The sequence below is a fragment of the Candidatus Palauibacter australiensis genome, assembly GCA_026705295.1.
GTDB lineage: Bacteria > Gemmatimonadota > Gemmatimonadetes > Palauibacterales > Palauibacteraceae > Palauibacter > Palauibacter australiensis.
In genome coordinates, this window is record JAPPBA010000184.1 from 1 (window position 1) to 22,733 (window position 22,733).

The following is a 22,733-nucleotide window of genomic DNA, read 5'->3' on the forward strand; positions in this document are numbered from 1 at the left end:
GGTAAGACCTCCCCGCAGGTGACCCGCGACGCGCCTCAACCGCTCGCCCCGGTGAGCAACCCCGGGTGAGCAACCCCGGGCGAATAACCCCGGATGAATAACCCCGGGTGAGCAACCATCGTGGCATCTACAGCCAGCAGACCATGGCAAAACCCCGCGTAAGCGGAACGCTGCGACGCAGAATCGGCAGGAGGCGGTAATGAAGGTACGGGAGATCATGACCCGCGACGTGACCACGGTCCCTCCCGGAATGACGCTGGAGGATGCGGCGGACATGCTCGCGCGCAGGCGGCTCCGGGCGATGCCGGTCATCGATGACGAGGGCCATGTGCTCGGGATGCTCACGGATCGCCTGTTGATCAGCCGTCTGCTCCCCGCGCTCGAGCGGGCGGAGTCGGGCGCGCCGGCGACGGGAAGCACTCACGCCGGCAAGGTGCGCGACATCATGGAACGGGCCGTGATGTGCGTGAAGGAGGACGAACCGCTGGCCAACGTGGTCCGTCTGATGCTGGACAGGGAAATCGAACGTCTGCCGGTCGTGCGCGAGGGCCAGCTCGTCGGGTTTCTGACGCGCGGCGACATCATCCGCAGGCTCCTGCTGCGGGACACGGCAGCCGAGCCGGCGGACGAAGCGGCGGCCGAAACGAGAGAGACGAAAGGGGAGTGAAGCCGTGCAGACGATGACGCTCGCGATCATCAAGCCCGATGCGTTCGGGTCGGGGAAGGCCGGCAGGGTCCTCGCCGCGCTCGAGGAGGCGGGCTTTCGCATACGGGGGTCGCGGGTGCTGCGACTCCGGCGCGCCGGAGCCGAGGCGTTCTACGCGGTGCACCGGGAGCGGCCCTTCTTCGGGGCGCTCGTGGAGTTCATGACGTCGGGACCCTGCATGGCGCTCGCGCTCGAACACGACCGGGCGGTGCCCTACCTGCGCGAGGTCATCGGCGCCACGGACCCGGCGGAGGCCGCGCCGGGCACCGTGCGTGCGCTGTACGCGGAGAGCAAGGAGCGCAACGCGATCCACGGCTCCGACTCCGACGAGAACGCGAGGGCGGAACTCGGCTTCTTCTTCGGACAGGTCGACCTCATCGAGAGCGCGTGAGCCCGCGTCGCGCATCGCCGCCGCCGGACCCGGCGGAAACTGCGCGAATCGGACTTGCGGGCCTCGACGCCGGCCCCATCGAGCGGGCGTTTCGCGTCGAGACGCCGGGCGAATCGCTCGGGGCGTTGCCGCTCCCCTTCGAGTACGTCGACGTGGAGGTCGAAGTCCGGAGGGCGGATGGAGCCTCGGTGCGCGCCCGTGGCACGCTCGGCGCGCGGGCCACGGTCGAGTGCCGCCGCTGCCTCGATCCGACCCGGGTCCGCGTGCGCGCCAGGTGGGACGCGCTGTACCGCCCGCCCGCCCGGGTCACGCCAGGGGAAGAGGGGGTGTGGGCGCTGGACACCGAAGCGGGCGAACTGGACCTGGCGGGGCCGATCCGGGAGGAGTTGTGGGTCAACGCGCCCGCCTGGGCGGAGTGCTCGCCCGAGTGCCCGGGGCTCTGCCCGGCGTGTGGCGCGCGGCTCGCGGAACAGGCGTGCCGCTGCCCGCCGCCGGAACCCGACGCGCGCTGGGCCGCGCTGGAGGGGCTGGGAGGAAGTTTTGAGGGCGCCTCGGAGGGCGCCGCAGGGGACGCTCCGGAGGAGGCTTCGGGCGACGCTGCGGAGGACGCTGCGGAGGACGCTGCGGAGGACGCTGCGGAGGACGCTGCGGACAACGCTCAGGAGGACGAAATTCCTTGACATTCGAGGGTAAAAAGCGCCAGTTAACACGCTCCGTTCGAACGTCACGGAGTTCCAGTCGATGGATGCCAGGAGTGAGTTGACGATATGGCTGTTCCCAAGAGACGGACGTCGAAGCAGCGCAAGCGCAAGCGGCGTACGCACTACAAGGCAGCGGACAACGCGCGCCAGGAGTGCCCCAAGTGCGGGGATCCGAAGCGACCGCATCGCGTCTGCCCGACCTGCGGCTACTACGGGGACCGCGTGGTCGTTCAGATCGACGACTTTTGAAGCCCCCGAGCGCGGCCGCCGCCCTCCGGCGGCCGGGCCGGGTAGGGTGAGCAGCCCGAAATGATGCGGGTTGCGCTCGATTTGCTGGGCGGAGACGCCGCGCCGGAAGCCGTTCTGGAGGCCGCCGCGGGCGCGCTCGACGCCTGGCCGGACGATCTCTCTCTCCTGCTCGTGGGGCCCGGCGATCTCCTGCGCCAGGTACGGACCCGCTTCCCGCGCGACCGCGTGGCGTGGCTCGCGGCGGAGGAGTTCATCGGCCCGGCCGAGCCGCCCGCCCTCGCCGTGCGCCGGAAGGCGGACAGCACCGTGGTCCGCGGCCTCGAGGCCGTCCGCGACGGGAGGGCCGATGGCTTCGTGTCCGCCGGGCCGACGGGGGCCACGGTCGTGGCCTCGGTGCTCACGCTCGGCCTGCTGCCCGGCGTGGACCGGCCGCCCGTGGGCGCCCTCTTCCCGACCGCGACCGGGCGCGTGCTCGTCATGGATGTGGGCGCCAACGTGGGCGTCCGCCCGCGGCAACTGCACCAGTTCGCACACCTGGGCTCGACCTATCTGCGCCGGACACTCTCGGTCGGGCGGCCGCGGGTCGGCCTTCTCAATATCGGGGTGGAGGGAGAGAAGGGGGGAGGCGCGATCGCGACCGCCCACCGCCTCCTCTCGGCCGACCCGAAGCTCCATTTCGTCGGCAACGTCGAGGGACACCAGATCGTGACCGGGGCCTGCGACGTGCTCGTGTGCGGCGGCTTCGTCGGCAACGTGCTGCTCAAGTTCTACGAGTCGATCGCCGAGTTCGTGCTCGAGATCTTCCGCGACGCCGGCGTCGGCGAAGGAGGCGAACTCGGCGAGGCGCTGCGCTTTCTCGATTACACGGAGTACGGCGGCGCGCCCCTGTTCGGTGTGGACGGGGTCACGGTCATCTGTCACGGGACCTCCCCGGCGCGCGCGATCATGAACGGGATTCGCACGGCGGCGGACTGCGCCGCCTCGGGCTTCACGACCGTCACCCGCACCTCCCTCGCCCGGATGCCGCAGGAGAGCGGCGGGTGAGCGGGGTCGCGCTCCTCTTTCCGGGACAGGGAGCCCAGTACGTCGGCATGGGACGGGACCTGGCGGAGGACGACGGGTCGGTGCGGGAACTCTACGAGCGGGCGGACGATACGCTCGGCATGCCGCTGAGCCGGATCTGCTGGGAGGGGCCGGAGGAGGAACTTCGGGCGACGGAGAACGCGCAACCCGCGATCATGCTCCACTCCTTCGCCATCTGGCACCTCATCGCCGCGCGCGCCGGGAAGGCCGGCATCGGAGCGGGACATTCGCTCGGGGAGCTGTCGGCGTACCTCGTGTCCGATGCCTTCGGCTTCGAGGACGGCCTCCGGATCGTGCGCGAGCGCGGACGGTTGATGGGGGCCTCGGGCGCGGACCGGCCGGGCACGATGGCCGCCGTACTCGGGTTGGACGCCGAAGCCGTGGCCGAGGTCTGCGAGCGGGCGGGGGCGGCCGGTGGAATCGCCGTGCCCGCGAATCTCAACGCGCCGGGCCAGGTCGTCATCAGCGGCGATCTCGACGCCGTGGCCGAGGCGGGCCGCCTCGCTTCCGAGGCCGGCGCGCGCCGCGTCCTCCCGCTCAACGTGAGCGGCGCGTTCCATTCGCCGCTCATGGCGACGGCGGCCGAAGGGCTGGCGGCGGCGCTCGAAGGCGCGGACTGGCTCGATCCGTCGTTTCCCGTCGTCTCCAACGCCACGGCGGCGCCCGTGACGGACTCCGCGGAAGCGCGGCGAACCCTCATCCTGCAACTCACGTCGCCCGTCCGGTGGATGGAGGGGATCGACCGCATCCGCGAGACGTCAGCGACGCGCTGGCTCGAGGTCGGACCCGGCAACGTGCTCTCGGGCCTCGCCCGCCGCATCGATCGGAGTCTGCGCGTGACCGCGGTCGGAGATTCGCCGTCCGTGGACGCCTACCTGGGATCTTCGGACTAACCTCATGACACTGCACAGGGTGCCTGAATGAGTGAACTGACGGGGGAGATCGCCATCGTCACGGGGGCGACGCGCGGCATCGGGACCGCGATCGCGGCGGAACTGGCCCGGGGGGGCGCGCGCGTGGCCGTGGTGGGCACCGGAGCCGACCGGGCCGAGGCCGTGGCCGAAGGTCTGCCCGGCGACGGACACGCGGGCTTCGGCTGCGACGTCTCCGACCCGGAGGCGTGCAAGCGGCTCGTGGCGGACGTCTCCGAGCGGCTCGGCGCCGCGACGATCCTCGTGAACAACGCGGGGATCACGCGCGACAACATCCTCCTCCGCCTCAAGGACGAGGACTGGCGCTCCGTGCTCGACACGAATCTGTCGGGGGCCTTCTATCTCATGCGGGCCGCCGCCCGCGGCATGATGAAGCGGCGCGCCGGAAACATCGTGAACATCTCCAGCGTGGTGGGCTTGACGGGAAACCGCGGCCAGTCCAACTATGCGGCGGCCAAAGCGGCCCTGATCTCGCTCACCCGAAGCGTCGCTCAGGAGCTTGCGAGTCGGGGTGTGCGGGCCAACGCGGTCGCGCCCGGGTTCATCTCGACCGACATGACCTCGGGACTGCCCGAAAGCGTTCAAACAGCCATGTCGGAGAGGATTCCCCTCGGCCGGCCGGGGTCCCCGGAAGATGTCGCCACGGTGGTGCGATTTCTCGTCGGTCCCGGGGCTTCGTACGTTACCGGGCAGGTCATCGTCGTTGACGGCGGGATGGTCATGCAGTCCTAGCCCCGCCGCCGCATATTCGGTCGCCTGAAAGGGTCGGGAAACGGCGGGGCCGCGGGTCGGTCCCCTTCATACAAGGAGAACACGCAATCATGGACAACGCGGCACGCGTGCGGGAGATCATCGCGCAGGAACTCGGCGTGGAGCAGGAGAAGGTGGTGGACGACGCGAACTTCGTCGATGATCTGGGCGCCGACTCGCTCGATACCGTCGAACTCGTGATGGCCTTCGAGGAGGAGTTCGGGATCGAGATCCCGGATGAGGACGCGGAGAGGATGCAGACCGTCGAGGAGGCCATCGCGTATCTGAACGAGAAGGTCTAGCGAGGCTTCGTACGGGGCGCCGGCGCCCGCGGGCCTTCATTTCATGAGAAGACGTGTAGCGATCACGGGGATCGGCCTCGTCACCCCGATCGGGCTCGACCCCGATTCGACCTGGGACGCTCTCCTCCGCGGCGTGAGTGGCGCGGGGCCCATCACCCTGTTCGATGCGGCCGACCACTCGGTTCGTTTCGCCTGCGAAGTGAAGGACTTCGATCCGGCGCAGTACATGGACCGGAAGGATGCCCGGCGCGCGGATCGTTTCCTCCATTTCGCGATGGCCGCGGCGGAACAGGCCGTGACAGAGGCGGGGTTCGCGGAGGGATTCGGGGAGCTGCCCCCGGACCGGGTCGGTGTGCTCATCGGCGTCGGGATCGGCGGGCTTCCGCTCCTCGAGGCCCAGCACGAGAAGCTTCTCGGCGGCGGACCCCGGCGCGTCTCCCCCTTCTTCATCCCCATGTTCATCCCGGACATGGCTTCCGGGATGGTGTCGATGCGGTACGGGGCGCAGGGCCCCAACTATGCGACCGTGTCGGCCTGCGCCTCCAGCGGCCATTCGGTCGGCCTCGCCTTCCGCTCGATCCGGAACGGCGAGGCCGACGTGATGATCACGGGGGGCAGCGAGTCCACGATCACACCGCTCGCGGTCGCGGGCTTCGCGAACATGCGGGCGATGTCGACGCGCAACGACGATCCGAAGCGGGCCTCGCGCCCGTTCGACGCGCACCGCGACGGGTTCGTGCTCGGGGAGGGCGCGGGGATGTTCATCCTCGAGGAACTCGAGCACGCGAGGGCGCGCGGGGCGCCGATCCTCGGGGAGGTGGCGGGCTTCGGGCAGAGCGCGGACGCCTACCACATGACCGCGCCGGCGCCGGATGGCTCGGGGGCGCGGCTCGCCATGGAGCAGGCGCTCGACGACGCGGGACTCGACCCGTCGGACGTCGGGTACATCAACGCGCACGGCACGTCGACGCCCGCGAACGACGTGTCCGAGACGAAGGCGATCAAGGATGTCCTGGGCGACCATGCCTACTCGATCGTGGTGGGTTCGACGAAGTCGATGACGGGACACACGCTCGGGGCGGCGGGGGCCATAGAAGGGGCGATCTCCGCGCTCGTGTGCCGCCGCGGGATCATCCCGCCCACGATCAACTTCGAGGAAGCGGATCCCGAGTGCGATCTCGAATACGCCCACGGAGGCGTGCTGGAACGCGAGGTCGAGGTCGCGCTCTCGAATTCTTTCGGGTTCGGCGGCCACAACGTCTGCCTGGCCGTCCGGCGCTGGAACGGCGACTAGCGGCCTTCCGCGCGGGTGGCGCCCGCGGCGGATGGGCCGGGAGGATGCGATGAGTTCGGTACTGGTGATGATGGGGTCGGAGTCGGACATGCCCACCATGGACAAGGGCGTGGCGATCCTGCGCGAGCACGGGGTCGAGGTGCAGGTCGAGGTGAGTTCGGCCCACCGGCAGCCGAAACGGACCGCGGAGTTGGCGGAGGGGGCGGCGGCGGCCGGGCATTCCGTCGTGATCTGCGGGGCGGGCCTGTCGGCGGCGCTCCCCGGCGTCGTGGCGGCGCACACCTCGCTGCCGGTGATCGGCGTCCCCGTCTCCGCGGGCACGCTCGGGGGGCTCGACGCCCTCCTGTCGTGCGCGCAGATGCCGCCGGGCGTCCCCGTCGCCGCCGTGGGCATCGACAACGCGAAGAACGCGGCTCACCTCGCCCTCCGCATCCTGGGCACGGGTCGGGACTAGTGTCCGGGACACGACCCTAGCTGGGCCGGGGAGCTTCGGCGGGTGCGGACCGGCGTCGGGTACGATTCCCACCGCTTCGATGAGACGCGGCCTCTCGTGCTGGGGGGCGTGGCGATCCCCGACGCGCCCGGACTGAAGGGACACTCCGACGGAGACGCGGTCGCGCACGCGATCACGGATGCGGTCCTGGGCGCCGCGGGACTCGGGGACATCGGCGTCCTCTTCCCGGATACGGACCCCGCGTACGCGGGCGCCGACTCCATCGAACTCCTCGCCTCGGCGGTGCGCCGCCTGCGCGACGGGGGATTCCGGGTGGTGAACGTCGACGCGACCGTCATCGCCGAGCGGCCCCGCATCTCGCCGCACGCCGAGGCCATGCGGGAGCGGCTCGGAGAGGCTCTGGGCACCGGGGCGGCCGGCGTGTCGATCAAGGGGAAGTCGAACGAGGGGATGGGGTGGATCGGACGGGGCGAAGGCCTCGCCGCCATCGCGGTCGCGACGGTGACCTCGGCTGCGGGGGACGGTGCCTGAGGTTCCGGGCGTTCAACCCCTCCTCGATTTCCTCCTCGCCCTGCCGGCGCTCACCGCCTACGCGCTCATCACCGCGGGCTCCGCGCTCGAGAACATCTTCCCGCCCGTCCCGTCCGACACGTTCGTCGTGCTCGGCGCCGTGCTCGCGGACCGGGGATCGCTCCAGCCGCTTCCCGTCCTGCTCTGCGCGTGGATCGCCAACTCCGGCGGCGCGATGGTCGTGTTCGGACTCGCGCGGCGGCGCGGCCGCGGCGCCTTCGAGACCGGCTGGGGCCGGCGGTTGCTCCGCCCGCACCAGTTCCGGCGCCTGGCCCGCTTCTACGAACGGCACGGGCTGTGGGCCATCTTCTTCGCCCGCTGCCTGCCGGTGCTGCGCGTGGTCGTCCCCACCTTCGCCGGGTTCACGGGGCTGGGCGCGGTGCGGGCGATGGCCCCGGTCGTCGCGGCGTCGCTGCTCTGGAACGGGCTCATGCTGGCGGGGGGCCTGTTCGCCTCGCGCAACGTGGACCGGCTCCTGGAGCTGCTGAGCCAGGTGAACGCCTGGCTGCTACTCGTGGCCGCCATCCTCATCGGCGCCATCATCGGCTGGTGGATCCGAAGCCGTCGCGACGAGGCTCCGCGGACCCCGGAGTCCGGTGGCGACTCCGACGACGGGGGCGACGACGGGGGCGACGACGGAACCGGCGGGCCGGACGCGTCGCCTTGACGGGGGAAGGTCCGGACATCGAGCGCGCGTTCCACCTCGAATCCTTCCGGGACCATCTCGGCTTCGAGCGGGGACTCTCTCCGCGCACCATCGAGGCGTACCTGCGCGAAGCCCGGCGCTTCGCGGCGTTCGCGGCCTCGGAGGGTGTCGAGGGGCCGGCCGGGGTCACGTACGGGCTGCTTCGCGACCACGTCGCGCGGCTGGCCGGCGCGGGGCGGGCGGCCTCCACGGTCGCGCGCAGCGTCTACGCGCTGCGCGGTTACTTCCGCTTCCTCGTCGTCGAAGACGCGGTCGAATCCGATCCGAGCGAGCGCCTCGAAGCGCCGCGCGCGGGCCGCCCTCTCCCGGACGTGCTTTCCGTCCCGGAGATCGAGGCGTTGATCGCGGCGGGGGACCCGGAGAGCCGCACGGCGCGGCGAGACGAGGCGATGCTCGAGATCCTCTATGGCTGCGGGCTCCGCGTGTCCGAACTGGTCGCGCTGAAGGGGCGGGACATCGACCTCGACGAGGCCCTCGTGCGCGTGCGGGGGAAGGGGGGGAAGGAGAGGTTCGTGCCGGTCGGCGCGGCTGCGCGCTCGGCGGTGCGCCGATACCTTCGAACCACCAGGCCGGCGCTCGACCGGGGAGGATCCGCCGGGCACCTCTTTCTCAACGCCCGGGGGGGTCCGCTGAGCCGGATGGGCGTCTGGAAGATCCTTCGCCGCCACGTCGAGCGCGCCGGCATCCTGAAGCACGTGACGCCCCATACGTTGCGCCACAGCTTCGCGACGCACCTGCTCGAGGGAGGCGCCGACCTCGCGTCGGTCCAGGAGATGCTCGGACATGCAGACATCTCGACGACCGAGATCTACACGCACGTGGACCGGTCGCACCTGCGGCAGGTGCACCGCAGCCACCATCCGCGTGGGTGACCACAGCGTGGTGAACGACATCGTGGGTGAACGTCGATGAGGCTGACGCGCCTCCTCCACCTGTCGCGTAACCGGCGTCCGGTGCGGCGCTTCCGCGACCGGCTCGTCGAACCCGAGGTCGTGGAGACGGTGCTCGAGGCGGCCCGCTACGCGTCGTCCGCCCGGGAGGCGCAGCCGTGGCGCTTCGTCGTCGTGCAGGAGGCGCTGGCCCGCCACAGGATCGCGGCGGCCGCCTTCAACCATCCGCACGTGATGACGGCGCCCGTCGTCGTCGCCTGCTGCGCGCGGATCCACTCGCACGTGAGCGGCACGGGCCGTCCGAGCTTCGCCATCGACCTCGCCGCCGCCGCCCAGACGATGATGCTGGCGGCGGCGGATCTCGGCGTGCAGTCGAGCTGGGTCTACGGCTTCCGGGAGGGCGATGTCCGCGAGATCCTGGGCGTTCCGGAGCACGTCCCGATCGTGGCCCTCTTCTGCCTCGGGTACCACGATGGGCTGGCGGAGCTGCCGGAGCGGCTGCCGCGCGAGGAGGTGATCGCCTGGGACCGCTGGCGGACGGCGGTGAGGGCCGGCGAATGAAGCGCCTCGCAATCGCGGTCGCGCTCGCCGCGGCGGCGGCGGCCGGGCTGGCGGCCCCGGCGAGCGGGCAGGAGGTGTGGCTGGCGGAGGAGCCGCGGTCGGAGGCGCAGGCGGAGCTGGCGGCCTTTCTCGAAGCCGGTGGCTTCACGCTGTGGACGAGGGATACGGTCCTGGCCCGCGGAGATACGGTGCCGGGAGCCGTCCTCCTGCTCGAAGGCACCGCGCGCATCGCAGGGCGGATCGAGGGCGATCTCTACGTCGTCGACGGCGACCTCTTCCTGCGCTCCGGCGCGTCCATCGCCGGCGACGTGCTGGTGCTCGGGGGCGGGTTCTACGACTCGGACGTGGCAGAAGTCGAGGGGGCCGTCACCTACCGTCCGAGCGAGCCGCTGCGCGTCCGGCCCGCGCGGGCCGGGTTCGAGATCATCTCCGAAGTCGAGCCGGAGCCCGCCTTCGTCGGTTTCCATCTCCCCACCTACGACCGGGTGAACGGCCTTTCGATCCCGTTCGACGCGCAGGCCCGGGGCTCCGTTTCCGGCCGGCCCGAACTCGCGGGTGGCGTCACCTGGATCCCGGCCCGCGAGGAGGTGGATTTTCGCCTCCGCAACTCGTGGCGCCTCGGCGAACGCGTCCGGCTGGGCCCCTACGTATCGAGCGCCGTGGTCAGCAACGAGGAGTGGATCCGCCCGACGTGGTACAACAGCCTCGCGCACTTCGTGGCCGGCGACGACGTCCGCAATCACTTCCGCGCGAAGAGGATCGGTCTCGAAGGGGAGTGGACTTCTCCGGAGCCCGGCGTATGGGAGGAGACGTCCCGCTGGCGGCTGGCGGTCGCCGCCGGGAGGGACATTTCGGAAGGACTCTCGGCCCGTGACGTCACCGTACTTTTCGGCGAGAATGCCGACGCCCCGGGCGCGCCGTATCCGAACCCGGGGATCGACTACGGCGACTTCTGGTTCGGGTTTGCGGGCTTTGAGTGGGCAGTCGACGGACGGCAGGGCCGGACCGCGTTGGGTCTCGGGATCGAGGTCGGGATCGAGGACGAGATCGGCGCTTTGGTGCTCGACGCGGATGGAACGGAGTCTCGCTACGACTTCGTCCTGGTCGAGGGGCGGGTCTCACTCCGGCGCGTGACTGCGCAGGGTCATGCCGTGGAGGGCTTTGCCATAGGGCGAGCGGATGTCGTCGGCCGTCTGCCGAAGCAGCGCTACTCGGCGATCGGGGGCATCGGAACGTTGCCGACGATGCCGCTTCGGGGCCTGCGGGGCGCCCGCCTGCTCTACGCCGAGACGGCCTACGCCATCCCCCTCCTCGGCGACGTGGCGCTCGGGGGACTCGACGTCTTCGCGCGCGGAAGCGTCGGGGGCGTCGGTTCGGACGATGATGACTTCGGGCTGCACGGCGCGATCCAGGGGGGACTCGCCCTGCGGATGTGGGATTTACGGCTCGAATTCGGGGCCGCCGCCGGTTCCACTGCGGAGCCCGGCGATCCCGGTTTCATCGCCTTCGTGGACGTCCGCACCCGGCGTTCCGCGCGACCCACCCGCATGCCGCCGCCGCGCTGATTTCACGGGCCGCTCGGGAGGGGCCGCGGCGCCCGCCGAAGGCCCGCGGCACTTTTGACAACCCCGGAGCGCGGGCCTAGCTTTTCGCGATGCCGCTCCGGACCGTCTCCCGGCCCTCCCAGCGATGGGCGTGATCTGCGTCCTTCCCGCCCGTATCTCCAGCACCCGTATCTCCAGGAAGCCCCTTCAGCCGCTGGCCGGCCGCACGCTCCTTGAGTGGTGCTGGCGCGCCGCCTCGGCGATCCGCGCCTTCGACGGGGTCGTGATCGCGACGGACAGCGACGAGATCGAGGGGTGCGCGCGGGGCTTCGATGCGGAGGTCGTTCGCACGCGGGCGGACCACGCGTCCGGCACGGATCGCGTGGATGAAGCGGCCGACCTTCTCGGCGCGGCGGATGATGACGTCGTCGTGAACTTCCAGGCGGACGAGCCGTTCGTGGACGGAGGGGCGATCGAGGGTGCCGTGCGGAGCGCGCGGGAAGTCGCGACGATCGCGGCGCCGATCCGCGGGGACGAAGAGTGGCGGTCGCCGGCCGTGGTCAAGGTCGCACGGGCCGCCGACGGAAGGGCGCTCTACTTCAGCCGCAGCCCGATCCCGTTCTCGCGGGATGCGTCGCCGGAGTTCGGAACCCGCGCGCGGCTGCGCCACGTCGGCGTGTACGCATGCCGACGCTCCGCGCTCAAGCGGTGGGCGGCGCTGCCCGAATCCGCGCTCGAGCGGGCTGAGCGGCTGGAGCAGTTGAGGGCGCTCGAGGCGGGGATGCGGATCCACGTCGAACTCGGTCCCTGGACCGAGCCGGGAGTCGACCTCCCGGCCGACATCGCGCGGGCGGAACGGGTATTGTCCAGCAAGGAGGTGGGGGGATGAGGGACGACAGGGTACCGACGAAGTACATCTTCATTACCGGAGGGGTCGTCTCCGCGCTGGGGAAGGGGATCACCGCCGCCTCGATCGGGCGGCTGCTCGTCGAGCGCGGCCTGCGCGTGACGATCCAGAAGTTCGACCCGTACCTCAACGTCGACCCGGGGACGATGTCGCCGTTCCAGCACGGCGAGGTCTACGTGACGGACGACGGGGCGGAGACCGACCTCGACCTCGGCCACTACGAACGGTTCATCGACGAGTCGCTCTCGCAGGCGAACAACGTCACGACGGGCCGCGTCTACCAGGACATCATCACGAAGGAGCGGCGCGGCGACTTCCTCGGCGTCACGGTCCAGGTCATCCCGCACGTGACGGACGAGATCAAGACGGCGGCGCGGCGCCTGGCGCCGAATCACGACGTCGTGATCACGGAGATCGGCGGAACCGTCGGCGACATCGAATCGCTCCCCTTCCTGGAGGCGATCCGGCAGTTCCGGCAGGATGTGGGCCGCGAGCACTCCCTCTTCATCCACCTCACCCTCGTCCCCTGGATCAACGCCTCCGGCGAACTGAAGACGAAGCCGACGCAGCACTCGGTGCGGGAACTCCTGAGCATCGGAATCCAGCCCGACCTGCTCGTGTGCCGGACGGAGCACGACCTCGACGACGGGATCAAGCAGAAGATCGCCCGCTTCTGCAACGTCGACGTGAACCGGGTCATCGAGTCGCGCGACGTGTCGACGATCTACGAACTCCCGCTGGCCTATCGCGCGCAGGAGGTGGACGACCGCGTCTGCGAGCAGTTCGGGTTCGACACGCCTCCGCCGAACCTCGACGACTGGAAGGCGATGGTGGACCGGATCAAGAACCCGGCGAACGGCCGGGTGCGGATCTGCGTGGTGGGGAAGTACACGGATCTCGTGGATTCCTACAAGTCGATCGCGGAGGCGTTCATCCACGGCGGCGCCGTGAACGACGTCGAAGTGGATGTCGAGTGGCGGTCGGCGGAGGACGTGGAGGCGGGGGGGACCGACTTCCTCGAACCCTTCCACGGCGTGCTCATCCCGGGCGGCTTCGGGGAGCGCGGCATCGACGGGATGATCGACACGATCCGCTTCGTCCGGGAGCGGGAGGTCCCCTATTTCGGGATCTGTCTGGGCTTGCAGTGCGCCATCATCGAGTTCGCGCGCAACGTGTGCGGTCTCGAGACGGCCCACTCGACGGAGTTCGACCCGGGGACGAGCCATCCCGTGATCTCGCTCCTGGACTCGCAGCACCAGGTGACGGACATGGGCGGCACCATGCGGCTCGGTGCCTATCCGTGTCTGCTGCAGCCGGGATCCCGGGCGCACGGCGTCTACGGCGCCGACGAGATCTCCGAGCGGCACCGCCACCGGTACGAGGTCAACCCGGCCTACCGGGAGACGCTGGGCGCGCGGGGGCTGGTCTTCAGCGGCATGTCGCCGGACGGCGGACTCGTCGAGATGCTCGAGCTTCCGGAGCATCCCTACTTCCTCGGTACGCAGTTTCACCCGGAACTCAAGTCGCGGCCGACGAAGGCGCACCCGCTCTTCGCGGCGTTCGTCGAGGCGGCGCTGGCGCGGCGGGACGCGCTGCGCAGCGCACCCCTCGACTCCGCCGAGTCGAACCGAACGGCCGAGGGGTGGGCGGACTCGGCGGCGGCCGGGACGAGCGGCGTCACGGTCGGGAGATGAACCCGGGGCGTCCCACTTTTTTTTCGGGTCGCCGGCGTACATCGCTCTTTCTCATCGCGGGACCGTGCGTGCTCGAGGGCGACGCCTTGAACTTCGAGATCGCGGACCACCTCGCGGAACTCGGAGAGCGGCTCGACCTGCCGGTGACGTTCAAGGCTTCGTTCGACAAGGCGAACCGGACTTCCGCGGTGTCTCCGCGGGGACCGGGTCTCGAAGAGGGGCTGGCCGCGCTCGCCCGGGTGCGCGACCGCTCCGGACTTCCGCTGCTCACGGACGTTCACCTTCCCGAACAGGCGGCCCCGGCGGCGGCGGTCGTGGACGCGCTCCAGATTCCCGCCTTCCTCTGCCGTCAGACGGACCTGCTGCTCGCGGCGGCCGCCACGGGACGGCCGGTGAACGTGAAAAAGGGGCAGTGGATGGCCCCGGAAGATGTCGGGGGCGTGGTCGGGAAGCTCCAGGCGGCGGGGGCGCGGGACGTGGCGGTGACGGAACGCGGATTCGCCTTCGGCTACGGGCGCTGGGTCGTCGACATGCGGAGTTTCGCCCTCATGCGCGAGGCGACGCGCTGCCCGACGGTGTTCGACGCGTCCCACGCCGTGCAGTTGCCGGGGGGAGAAGGGATGCGGAGCGGCGGCGAGCCGGAACACATCGGGCGGCTCGCGGCGGCGGCGGTTGCAGCCGGGGCGGACGGCCTCTTCATCGAGGTGCATCCGGATCCGCCCGGGGCCCCCTCCGACGGGTCCAACATGCTGCCGCTCGCCGAACTCGAGCGCGTCGTGGACCGGGCGCTGCGCGTGCGCGAGGCCGTGGCGCTCCGAGAGCCCGGTCTCCATGAGCCCCGGAGCCGCTAAACCTCCGATGGATCGCCGGTTGGCGGAGTCCGTCCGCTTCGTGTCCCTCGACGTGGACGGCGTGCTCACGGACGGTTCGATCTGGGTGGGCGCGGGCTCGGACCTCAGCACCCCGGGGGAGCTGCGTCGCTTTCACGCCCTCGATGGCCTGGCGATCCGGATGATGCAGCGGGCGGGACTCGTGGTCGCGTTCCTCAGCGGCAAGCGATCGGCCGCCGTCCGACTGCGGGCGCGGGAGCTGGAAATCGCGGAGGTTTCGCTCGGTTCCCGGAAGGGAAAGCTTTCGGCGCTTCGGGGTATGCTCGCGCGACGCGGTTGCACGTGGGACCAGGCCGCGCACCTTGGCGACGATCTCACGGACCTCGCGGTCATGGAACGGGTGGGGTTGCCGGCCGCGGTCATCGGCGCGGTGCCCGAGGTTCGGGCCGCTGCGCGGTGGGTGGGGACGGTGCCAGGCGGGGAGGGGGCGGTGCGCGAATTCGCGGAGGCCCTGCTCGTCGCCCGCGGAGAATGGGACGGGCTGGTGACAGAGTTTCGGGAAGGAGGACGGTTTGCGGGTTGAAGGTGGGGGGCGCACGGGCCGCGCTGGCGCGCTCGGTGTGTTCGCCTGGGTTTCGCTGCTGCCCGTTCTCGCCGCGTGCGGGTCCGACGATGGGCCTCCTACGGCGGGCGAACCGCTGCCCCAGGGCGTGGATACCGCCGTGCGGGGGATGCGGACGTTCGTCACCCGCGACGGGATCCGGCGCGCCCTCGTGGAAGCCGACACGGCGGAATGGCGCGTGGGGAACCAGATTCACCTGCGGCGGATGACGTTGACGTTCTTCAATCCGAGTGGACTGGAAACGACCGAGGTGACCGCGTTGGGCGGGATCTTCTTCCAGCTCACCGGCGACCTCGAGGCCGAGGAGCAGGTGGTCGTGGAGGACCGCGTGGACGACCAGCGTCTCGAGACGGAGCGGCTCGTGTATCGGCACGTGGCAGGTCGCCTGTACGGAGATACCGCGTTCCGTCTCCTGCACGACACGGAGGGTCTGACCCTCCAGGGGACGGGGTTCGAGTCGGACCCCGCGCTCGACTCGGTCATCGTCCTGAACCAGGAAGGAGAGATGCGGCCCGGGGTCGCCTTCACGGAGGCCGCGCCCCTGCCGGCGGTTCCGGCGGGGGATACGACGGGCGTGGACGCGGATCCGGCCGCTGGGGAGCAGGTTGCTGACGAGCCGGCGCCGGGGGATTCGATGGCGGCGGAGGTAGATCCGGCCGCGGGGGAGGTCGATCCGGCCGCGGAAGAGGTGGATCCAGCCGCGGACATCGACCCGGCGGCCGTCTCTGAGGACAGCCTGGAGGCGCCATCCGACACCACGGCGGCGGCCGCGCCGCCGGACAGCCTGGAGGCGCCGCCTGACACCACGGCGGCGGTCACGCCGGCGGACAGCCTGGAGGCGCCGCCCGACACCACGGCGGCAGTCACGCCGCCGGATAGCCTGGAGGCGCCGCCCGACACCACGGCAGCGGCCGCGCCGCCGGATAGCCTGGAGGCGCCACCCGATACCACGGCGGCGCGCCGGTGACCCGCGGGGGCATCCGGTTCGCGAGTTGTCTCGTGGTGGCGGCAGGGCTCGCGGCCCCGCTCGCCGCGCAGGAGCCCGAGGCCGGCGTCGGATCGGCACTCGGCCAGTGCAGCCTCCGGTGGAGTCCGCTCGAAGCCGACACGAGGAGCGTCACGAACCGTGATGTGAGCGGTGCGCACGTCACGGTGCTCAGCGGCCGATACCTGTGGACCTGCGGAACCGCCACGATGGAGGCGGACAGCGCGATAAAGCGCGACGGCCCGCGGCAGGTCGAACTCTTCGGCGCGGTGGTCTACGAGGACTCGATAAGGACGCTGCAGTCGGAACGGCTCCTGTACCAACAGCAGTCCGACTTCATCATCGCCGAGGAAAACGTGGAACTCGTGCGTCTGACGGATCGCTCCACGCTCGTCGGCCCCCGCGTGGAGTTTTTGCGAGCCGTCTCCGGCGTTGACGCCGTCACGACCGCGCCGGGGCGGCCGACCGTTACGTTCTATCCGACGAACACCGAGTCGCCGGAGCCGTTCACGATCGAATCGGAGACGGCCATCTTCGCCGGAGAGGACGAGGCCCGCTTTTATGGGGATGCGATCATAAGTCGGAGCGACCTGAACGCCCGGGCGGACAGCGCATTGCTGACCCGTACCGGCGGTCTCGGCGTCCTGTGGGGCGGGCCGTGGATCGAGGCCGAGGGGGTCCGGCTCGAGGGCGATTCGATACAGTTCGTTTCCCAAAACGAGGAACTCGAAGAGATTCACGCCGTCGGCAACGGCTACGCGTCCGGGGAGAGGTTCGAGGTGGCGGCGGAACTGATCGACATCGACTTGGCGAATCGAGAGGTGGAGCAGTTGCAGGCGCACGGGGAGGGTGTGAGCCGGGCGCTCTCCGGCAGCCACGAGCTTCACGGCGACTCGATCCATTTCGTGATGTACGGGAGCCAGATCGACACGGCGTACGCGTTCGGCGGTGCGGTCGCGGTCCAGAGCGACTCATCGTGGGCCGTGCCGCCGGCTCCGGAGCCGGCCGATTCGACCGCCGCGGATTCGGCGGCTGTGGATTCGACCCCCGCCGACTCGACCACAAGCGATTCAGCCGCCGTCGATTCGACGGTCGCCGCCCGGGACACGGCCGCGGCCGCTGCCCGGGATACCGCCACAGCCCCCGCGGCGGATTCCACCGGAGTCGGCGCGGACACCACCGCCGCCCCAGCCGCCGCAGCGGACACCGTCGGCGCGGACACCACCGCCGCCGCAGCCGCGACCGACACCACCGGCGCAGACACGACTGAGGTCGCGGAGGAGGAGGCTGCGCCGGCCGAGATCGAACTGGCGACCGATGGCTCGGCGAACTGGGCGCGCGGCGATACGCTCATCGCGATCTTCGAGCGTTCCGCCGCCCCTGTTGCGGACTCGGCGCTCGCGCCCGACCCGTTCATGCGACAACTCGTGCTCGACGGGAATGCGAGCGCCTTCTACCGAATGGTCCGGGATTCGACGACGAGCACGCGACCCTCGCTGAACTATATCGTGGCGCGGCGCATCCAGATCGACTTCGAGGCGGGAGCACCCACGGGAGTCGAAGGAGAGCACGCGATCGGCGCCTACCTGGAGCCGCGCGAAGCGTTCGGGACGCCGTCGCCGGCGGATAGCGCGGCCGCGGCCGACAGCGCGGCGGCCGTAGCCGACAGCGTCTCAGCCGCCGCCGACTCGCTCGGCGCGCCATCGGACACGTCGGACGTCCGGCCCGACAGCACGGCGGCGCCGCCCGATACGGTCGGCGCGCCTCCGGACACCGTGCACCGTCGCGGGCACACCCCGAGCGATGTGCAACTCACCGCGCGTAACCGCCAACCGGGACGGGAGCGGCGCACGATTTCCGGCACGTCTCCGGCCCTCAGATCCGGGAGACCCCGTTGAGCAGTGTACTACGGGCCGAAGGCCTCGTCCGCTCCTTCAAGCGCCGCTGCGTCGTGAACCAGGTGGAGATCGAGGTGCGGCAGGGAGAGGTCGTCGGGCTGCTCGGCCCCAACGGCGCGGGGAAGACGACGACGTTCTACATGATCGTCGGCTTGCTCAAGGCGGACGAGGGACGCGTCTACCTCGACAGCGACGAACTCACGAGCTGGCCCATGTACCGGAGGGCGCGAGCCGGTATCGGCTATCTCCCCCAGGAAGCGTCGATCTTCCAGAAGCTCACGGTGGAACAGAACGTGATGGCGATCCTCGAGACGATCAGGATGTCGCGGCAGCAGCGGCGCGACCGCCTGGAGGAGTTGCTCGACGAACTGTCCATCAAGCACCTTCGGGCGAACAAGGCCTATTCGCTCTCCGGGGGAGAGCGGCGGCGGCTGGAGATCACCCGGGCGTTGGCGACCCGGCCCAAGTTCCTGCTGCTCGATGAACCCTTCACCGGGGTCGATCCGATCGCGATCGACGACATCCAGCGGATCGTGCGGGGCCTCCGGGACAAGGGTCTGGGGGTGCTCATCACCGATCACAACGTGCGCGAGACGCTGTCGATCACGGATCGCGCCTACCTCCTGTTCGAAGGCAAGATCCTGGTGCAGGGCGAGGCGGATCACCTCGTGAACGATCCGGAAGCCCGGCAACTGTACCTCGGGGAGGACTTCAGGCTCTGACCATGGCATCGGGACGGCCGAATCTCGCCGCGGGCCTCCACCTGCGGCAGGAGCAGAAGGCGCAGCCTCGCCTCTACCAGGCGATGGACCTTCTGCACATGCCGCTGCTCGACCTTCAGAGCCACCTGAGAGAAGCGCTCGTCGACAACCCGTTCCTCGACCTCGTGGAACCCGGCGACGAGCCGGCCGACCCTGTCGACGCCCCGCCCGATTCGCTGGCCGATGTGGGAGACGACCCCGGGGAGGAGTCGGAGGAGGCGGAGGCGGCGGAGGCGTCGGAGGAGGTGGACTGGGAGGACATCCTTCTCGACGACTACGATGCGGGCGGGCGGCGGGAGGAATACGGGGACCGGGAGTACTACGCGCCCACGGCGGCCGCCGCTCAGACGCTCTGGGATCACCTCCACGAGCAGTTGAACCTCCTCCGTCTCGGCGAGCGTGAACTGCGGATCGGTGAAGAGATCATCGGCAACGTGGACCGCGACGGATTCCTCTCGTGCTCGCTCGACCGGATTGTCGAAGCGCTGAACCAGGTTTCGCGGGCGGACGTGGAGGAGATGCTCGCCCGCATCCAGTCCTTCGACCCGAGCGGCATCGCGGCGCGGAACCTGCGCGAGACGCTCCTGCTGCAGTTGCGGGACCGCGGGCGGGAGGGGTCGCTGGCCTACCGGATCGTCGACCGAAGCTTCGATGATCTCGCCAACCGCCGGTGGCCGGAATTGGCGGAAGAGTACGGAGTCGAGCCGCCCGAGGTGCGGGCGGCGGCGGACGAAATCGCCAAGCTGGATCCCAAGCCCGGCCTCCGGTACGCGGATGCGTCGGAATCCTACGTGATCCCGGATCTCACGGTGGAGAAGGTCGAGGGGCGGTATCGCGTCTCGCACGCCGACACGTCGCTGCCGCGGCTGAAGCTCTCGCCCGTCTACCGGGACGTGGCCGCGGATCGCGCCCGCTTCGAGGGCGAAAGCAGGGCGTTCATCTCTGAGAGGCTCAACAGCGCCCGGTGGCTGATCCAGGCGATCGAGCAGCGCCGGCAGACGATGCTGAAGGTGATGGACTTCATCGTCGAGCGGCAGCGCGACTTCTTCGAGAAGGGGGCCGAGCACCTGCGGCCGCTCACGCTTCGCGATGTGGCGAAGCACATCGAGATGCACGAGTCCACCGTCTCTCGCGTCACCAACGGCAAGTACGTCCAGACGCCGCGCGGACTCTATCCGCTCAAGTTCTTCTTTTCGGGCGGCTATTCGACCCTCGGGGGAGAAGATCTGTCGGCGGAAGGCGTGCGCGCCCGGATCCGCAAGCTGGTGGCGGAGGAGGACCCGACGGCGCCGCTCAGCGACCACGAGATCACCGCCCGCCTGCAGGAGGAGGGCGTTCGGATCGCGCGCCGCACGGTGGCGAAGTACCGCGACCGGCTCGGGATCCTCTCGGCGCGGCTGCGCAGGCGCGTATGAGCGATCCGAGAATCTCGGTGCTCGTCCCGGCGTACGACGAAGCCGAGAACATGCCCGAGCTGTTCGCGGAACTCGCGGCGACGTTCGCGAAGCACGATCTCGCGGCGGAAGTCGTCCTGGTCGACGATGGTTCGGGCGACGGGACGGCCGAAGCCGCCGAGGCGGCGGCCAAGCGGGCGGGGCTGGGCGGTGGGGCCGTCGTGCTGCGGCATCGGGCGAACCGGGGCAAGACGGAGGCGATGCTCACGGCCGCCGCGGCCGCGCGCGGCGAGCTTCTCGTCCTCTTCGACGCCGATCTGCAACACTCCACAGAGGAGATTCCGCGCTTCGCGGCGAAGCTGGACGAGGGGTACGACCTCGTCGCCGGCCGCAAGGTGGGGCGCTACGAGAAGCGCTTCACGTCGTCCATCTACAACCGGCTCGCGCGCGCGATCTTCAAGGTGCCCGTGCGCGATCTCAACTCGATGAAGGCCTTCCGGGCCGACGTCCTCACGGGCCTCCGGTTGCGGCACGACTGGCACCGCTATTTCGTCGTGCTCGCCCATGCCCGGGGATACCGGCTCGGCGAGCTGGACATCGACCTTCTCCCGCGGCGGCACGGCGAGCCCAAGTTCTCGGGGCGGCGGCGAATCCTGATCGGGATGCTGGACATGGTGTCGGTGTGGTTCCAGCTCGTGTTCGGGCGCAAGCCGCTGCTCTTCTTCGGTACGAGCGGCCTGGCTCTGATCGCGGCGGGCTGCGTCACGGGGCTGACGGCGCTGGTCCTGCGCTTCTGGTTCGGCCTCGGGTATCGTCCGCTCCTCACGCTCGTCGTTCTCCTCGTCGTGGGAGGCCTTCTCCTCTTCATCCTCGGCTTCCTCGCGGAGACGATGGCGCAACTGCGCGACGAGATCGAGGATCTGAAGCGCGGCGGGTCCGGTTGACCGTGAGTGCCCCGCGGAAGGACAACTTCAACCTTGTCGCCGCGGGCCTGGCACTCCTCCATTTCCTGCTGGGGTTGGTCGTCTTCGAACCCACGCTCTTTCCCGGTGGCGACAACGCCGCCTACCTCATCCTCGGGGAGGCGCTGAGGACCGGAGAGGGGTACCGCGACCTCTACCTGCCGGGGACGCCGCTGCACGACAAGTATCCGCCCCTCCTGCCGTCACTGCTTGCGCTGTCGGGCTGGGTCGGCGGCGTCATCGTGGCCAAGGTGCTCATGCTGGCCTTCACGTCGGGTGTCGTCTGGGTCACGGCGCACTTCGGGCGGCGGTGGGCGGGGAAGGGGCCCGCCCTCGCGGCCGCGGGTGTGCTGGCCGTCAACCCGACGCTGCTGGAGTACGGCCACTACATCCTCAGCGAAGCGCCGTTCACGCTGTTCGTCACGCTGGCACTCTGGATGGCCCTGCGCGGGGACAGGAAGAGCGTCGTGTTCGCGCTGGTCGCCGCAGCGTTGGCCTTCATGACCCGGACCGCCGGCCTCGCCCTGCTCGTCGCGTTGCCGCTGGCCTGGCTTCTCGAGGGACGCCGGGTCCGCGCGCTGGGGGCGGCGGGGGCCGCTGCCGCGGTCATCGGGGGGTGGGTGCTCTATCAGCGGTGGGTTGCGCCGGGCCGGGGCGGATACCTGGCCGAACTCCTGCTCGCCAACCCCTACGACGCCGGGGCGGGGAGCGTGGAGGTGGGCGGCCTGGTGGTCCGCGCCGCCGAGAACTCCTGGCGCTACGTGGAGTCCGTGCTTCCGCAGACGCTCGCCGGCCCGGGCACCCTCAGCGGGGCGGGCGGTGTCTCCATAGCCCTCGGCCTCGCGGTTGCAGCCGCGGCTCTGGCGGGATGGGCGCTGCGAGCGCGCGAAGGTTTGCGGCCGGTCGAGGTGTTCGCCTTTCTGTACACGGGCATCATCCTGACCTGGCCGACCGCGTGGACGGATCGCCGCTTCCTGCTCCCCCTCCTGCCGGTATTGCTCGTTTTTGCCTTCGTGGCCGTCTGGCGGCTGGCGTCTCCTTCCCGGGCGTGGATCGGCTGGGCGGCCGCCATCGTGATCGCCGTATTCGGCGTCTCCTGGGTCGCGGGGACCGCGCCGGATCGCATCGCTTGCGCCGCGTCCTATCGTGCCGGCCGGCCGTGCGATCGCCCCGCCGAGGCGAGCCTGTATGCCGCTGCCCGCTGGGCCCGGGACCACACGCCTCCAGACGCGATCATCGTGAACCGGAAGCCTCGTCTCTTCTACTGGCACGCGCGCCGCGGCGGCGATGCGTATGCGTTCTCCTCCGATCCTGCCACCGTGATGCGCGGTCTCGAGGAGATGGGAGCGGACTACGTGGTCGTGGATCAGATCAGCGCGACGACGGGGCGGTATCTCGTCCCCGCGATCCAGGCGTACCAGACCCGGTTCGAGTTGGTGTACGGGGACGGGGAGCCGCCGTCGTACATCTTCCGCCTCCTGCCCGCGCCCGCATCCACTGACTGAGGCGGCGGGGGATCACGGGCTTCGGGCGGGGCGGCCGCGTCC

At 70.3% G+C, this 22,733-nt stretch carries 25 protein-coding genes; all 25 read left to right on the forward strand.

From position 1 onward, the window contains the following. Window positions 1-199 precede the first annotated feature (199 nt). The 25 genes from OXN85_15375 (at window position 200) to OXN85_15495 (ending at window position 22,691) form a co-directional block, all read left to right on the forward strand. Complete coding sequence (locus OXN85_15375; GenBank protein ID MCY3601347.1) at window positions 200-667, forward strand: CBS domain-containing protein; 468 nt, start codon at window positions 200-202, stop codon at window positions 665-667. Window positions 668-680: 13 nt separating this feature from the next. Beyond that, complete coding sequence (gene ndk / locus OXN85_15380) at window positions 681-1,097, forward strand: nucleoside-diphosphate kinase (protein ID MCY3601348.1); 417 nt, start codon at window positions 681-683, stop codon at window positions 1,095-1,097. Continuing rightward, window positions 1,094-1,777 carry a DUF177 domain-containing protein gene (locus OXN85_15385; protein ID MCY3601349.1) on the forward strand — a complete coding sequence of 228 codons (684 nt, stop codon included), beginning with the start codon at window positions 1,094-1,096 and terminating at the stop codon, window positions 1,775-1,777. Before ndk ends, OXN85_15385 begins: the two co-directional genes overlap by 4 nt. Window positions 1,778-1,864: 87 nt before the next feature. Further along, window positions 1,865-2,047 carry a 50S ribosomal protein L32 gene (gene rpmF, locus OXN85_15390; protein ID MCY3601350.1) on the forward strand — a complete coding sequence of 61 codons (183 nt, stop codon included), beginning with the start codon at window positions 1,865-1,867 and terminating at the stop codon, window positions 2,045-2,047. 60 nt (window positions 2,048-2,107) lie between these two features. Then, entirely contained in the window at window positions 2,108-3,091 is a 984-nt protein-coding gene (gene plsX, locus OXN85_15395; protein ID MCY3601351.1) for a phosphate acyltransferase PlsX, read from the forward strand. After that, the gene (gene fabD / locus OXN85_15400) at window positions 3,088-4,023 is read left to right on the forward strand and encodes an ACP S-malonyltransferase (protein ID MCY3601352.1); all 936 of its coding nucleotides are present in this window, start codon (window positions 3,088-3,090) and stop codon (window positions 4,021-4,023) included. Before plsX ends, fabD begins: the two co-directional genes overlap by 4 nt. 27 nt (window positions 4,024-4,050) lie before the next feature. After that, window positions 4,051-4,794, forward strand: a complete 744-nt coding sequence (fabG, locus tag OXN85_15405; GenBank protein MCY3601353.1) for a 3-oxoacyl-[acyl-carrier-protein] reductase — start codon at window positions 4,051-4,053, stop codon at window positions 4,792-4,794. 89 nt (window positions 4,795-4,883) lie between these two features. After that, complete coding sequence (locus OXN85_15410) at window positions 4,884-5,114, forward strand: acyl carrier protein (GenBank protein ID MCY3601354.1); 231 nt, start codon at window positions 4,884-4,886, stop codon at window positions 5,112-5,114. Between the two features lie 43 nt (window positions 5,115-5,157). Beyond that, complete coding sequence (gene fabF / locus OXN85_15415; GenBank protein ID MCY3601355.1) at window positions 5,158-6,408, forward strand: beta-ketoacyl-ACP synthase II; 1,251 nt, start codon at window positions 5,158-5,160, stop codon at window positions 6,406-6,408. Window positions 6,409-6,457: 49 nt separating this feature from the next. Continuing rightward, window positions 6,458-6,862, forward strand: coding sequence for a 5-(carboxyamino)imidazole ribonucleotide mutase (purE, locus tag OXN85_15420; GenBank protein ID MCY3601356.1), 405 nt, complete (start codon window positions 6,458-6,460; stop codon window positions 6,860-6,862). Window positions 6,863-6,904: 42 nt separating this feature from the next. Continuing rightward, window positions 6,905-7,393 (forward strand): 2-C-methyl-D-erythritol 2,4-cyclodiphosphate synthase, encoded by a 489-nt coding sequence (gene ispF / locus OXN85_15425; protein MCY3601357.1) that lies wholly within the window; start codon window positions 6,905-6,907, stop codon window positions 7,391-7,393. Continuing rightward, window positions 7,386-8,099 carry a DedA family protein gene (locus tag OXN85_15430; protein ID MCY3601358.1) on the forward strand — a complete coding sequence of 238 codons (714 nt, stop codon included), beginning with the start codon at window positions 7,386-7,388 and terminating at the stop codon, window positions 8,097-8,099. The genes ispF and OXN85_15430 overlap by 8 nt, the downstream gene beginning before the upstream one ends. Next, on the forward strand, window positions 8,096-9,010 hold the full coding sequence (xerD, locus tag OXN85_15435) for a site-specific tyrosine recombinase XerD (GenBank protein MCY3601359.1): 915 nt from the start codon (window positions 8,096-8,098) through the stop codon (window positions 9,008-9,010). The genes OXN85_15430 and xerD overlap by 4 nt, the downstream gene beginning before the upstream one ends. 36 nt (window positions 9,011-9,046) lie before the next feature. Further along, on the forward strand, window positions 9,047-9,589 hold the full coding sequence (locus OXN85_15440; GenBank protein ID MCY3601360.1) for a nitroreductase family protein: 543 nt from the start codon (window positions 9,047-9,049) through the stop codon (window positions 9,587-9,589). Further along, window positions 9,586-11,154: a hypothetical protein gene (locus OXN85_15445; GenBank protein MCY3601361.1), complete on the forward strand. Its 1,569-nt coding sequence runs from the start codon at window positions 9,586-9,588 to the stop codon at window positions 11,152-11,154. Before OXN85_15440 ends, OXN85_15445 begins: the two co-directional genes overlap by 4 nt. A gap of 124 nt (window positions 11,155-11,278) precedes the next feature. Then, the gene (gene kdsB, locus OXN85_15450; GenBank protein ID MCY3601362.1) at window positions 11,279-12,022 is read left to right on the forward strand and encodes a 3-deoxy-manno-octulosonate cytidylyltransferase; all 744 of its coding nucleotides are present in this window, start codon (window positions 11,279-11,281) and stop codon (window positions 12,020-12,022) included. Beyond that, on the forward strand, window positions 12,019-13,734 hold the full coding sequence (locus OXN85_15455) for a CTP synthase (protein ID MCY3601363.1): 1,716 nt from the start codon (window positions 12,019-12,021) through the stop codon (window positions 13,732-13,734). Before kdsB ends, OXN85_15455 begins: the two co-directional genes overlap by 4 nt. Further along, a complete protein-coding gene (gene kdsA / locus OXN85_15460) occupies window positions 13,731-14,585 on the forward strand; it encodes a 3-deoxy-8-phosphooctulonate synthase (GenBank protein ID MCY3601364.1) in 855 nt (284 codons plus the stop codon). The genes OXN85_15455 and kdsA overlap by 4 nt, the downstream gene beginning before the upstream one ends. A gap of 19 nt (window positions 14,586-14,604) precedes the next feature. Next, window positions 14,605-15,147 carry an HAD hydrolase family protein gene (locus tag OXN85_15465; GenBank protein ID MCY3601365.1) on the forward strand — a complete coding sequence of 181 codons (543 nt, stop codon included), beginning with the start codon at window positions 14,605-14,607 and terminating at the stop codon, window positions 15,145-15,147. After that, a complete protein-coding gene (locus OXN85_15470; GenBank protein ID MCY3601366.1) occupies window positions 15,137-16,153 on the forward strand; it encodes a hypothetical protein in 1,017 nt (338 codons plus the stop codon). Before OXN85_15465 ends, OXN85_15470 begins: the two co-directional genes overlap by 11 nt. Beyond that, window positions 16,150-18,069 carry a hypothetical protein gene (locus OXN85_15475; GenBank protein MCY3601367.1) on the forward strand — a complete coding sequence of 640 codons (1,920 nt, stop codon included), beginning with the start codon at window positions 16,150-16,152 and terminating at the stop codon, window positions 18,067-18,069. The genes OXN85_15470 and OXN85_15475 overlap by 4 nt, the downstream gene beginning before the upstream one ends. Continuing rightward, on the forward strand, window positions 18,066-18,791 hold the full coding sequence (gene lptB / locus OXN85_15480; GenBank protein ID MCY3601368.1) for an LPS export ABC transporter ATP-binding protein: 726 nt from the start codon (window positions 18,066-18,068) through the stop codon (window positions 18,789-18,791). Before OXN85_15475 ends, lptB begins: the two co-directional genes overlap by 4 nt. A 2-nt stretch (window positions 18,792-18,793) precedes the next feature. Further along, entirely contained in the window at window positions 18,794-20,245 is a 1,452-nt protein-coding gene (gene rpoN, locus OXN85_15485) for an RNA polymerase factor sigma-54 (GenBank protein MCY3601369.1), read from the forward strand. Beyond that, window positions 20,242-21,168, forward strand: a complete 927-nt coding sequence (locus OXN85_15490) for a glycosyltransferase (GenBank protein ID MCY3601370.1) — start codon at window positions 20,242-20,244, stop codon at window positions 21,166-21,168. Before rpoN ends, OXN85_15490 begins: the two co-directional genes overlap by 4 nt. Further along, window positions 21,165-22,691, forward strand: coding sequence for a hypothetical protein (locus OXN85_15495; GenBank protein MCY3601371.1), 1,527 nt, complete (start codon window positions 21,165-21,167; stop codon window positions 22,689-22,691). Before OXN85_15490 ends, OXN85_15495 begins: the two co-directional genes overlap by 4 nt. Window positions 22,692-22,733: the final 42 nt, after the last annotated feature.

Excerpts from the sequence above, each read along its gene's own strand:
- OXN85_15375 (MCY3601347.1), top strand. The coding sequence starts at position 200 with ATGAAGGTACGGGAGATCATGACCCGCGACGTGACCACGGTCCCTCCC.
- ndk (MCY3601348.1), top strand. The coding sequence starts at position 681 with ATGACGCTCGCGATCATCAAGCCCGATGCGTTCGGGTCGGGGAAGGCC.
- rpmF (MCY3601350.1), top strand. The coding sequence starts at position 1,865 with ATGGCTGTTCCCAAGAGACGGACGTCGAAGCAGCGCAAGCGCAAGCGG.
- plsX (MCY3601351.1), top strand. The coding sequence starts at position 2,108 with ATGATGCGGGTTGCGCTCGATTTGCTGGGCGGAGACGCCGCGCCGGAA.
- fabG (MCY3601353.1), top strand. The coding sequence starts at position 4,051 with ATGAGTGAACTGACGGGGGAGATCGCCATCGTCACGGGGGCGACGCGC.
- OXN85_15410 (MCY3601354.1), top strand. The coding sequence starts at position 4,884 with ATGGACAACGCGGCACGCGTGCGGGAGATCATCGCGCAGGAACTCGGC.
- fabF (MCY3601355.1), top strand. The coding sequence starts at position 5,158 with ATGAGAAGACGTGTAGCGATCACGGGGATCGGCCTCGTCACCCCGATC.
- purE (MCY3601356.1), top strand. The coding sequence starts at position 6,458 with ATGAGTTCGGTACTGGTGATGATGGGGTCGGAGTCGGACATGCCCACC.
- OXN85_15440 (MCY3601360.1), top strand. The coding sequence starts at position 9,047 with ATGAGGCTGACGCGCCTCCTCCACCTGTCGCGTAACCGGCGTCCGGTG.
- OXN85_15445 (MCY3601361.1), top strand. The coding sequence starts at position 9,586 with ATGAAGCGCCTCGCAATCGCGGTCGCGCTCGCCGCGGCGGCGGCGGCC.
- kdsB (MCY3601362.1), top strand. The coding sequence starts at position 11,279 with ATGGGCGTGATCTGCGTCCTTCCCGCCCGTATCTCCAGCACCCGTATC.
- OXN85_15455 (MCY3601363.1), top strand. The coding sequence starts at position 12,019 with ATGAGGGACGACAGGGTACCGACGAAGTACATCTTCATTACCGGAGGG.
- kdsA (MCY3601364.1), top strand. The coding sequence starts at position 13,731 with ATGAACCCGGGGCGTCCCACTTTTTTTTCGGGTCGCCGGCGTACATCG.
- rpoN (MCY3601369.1), top strand. The coding sequence starts at position 18,794 with ATGGCATCGGGACGGCCGAATCTCGCCGCGGGCCTCCACCTGCGGCAG.
- OXN85_15490 (MCY3601370.1), top strand. The coding sequence starts at position 20,242 with ATGAGCGATCCGAGAATCTCGGTGCTCGTCCCGGCGTACGACGAAGCC.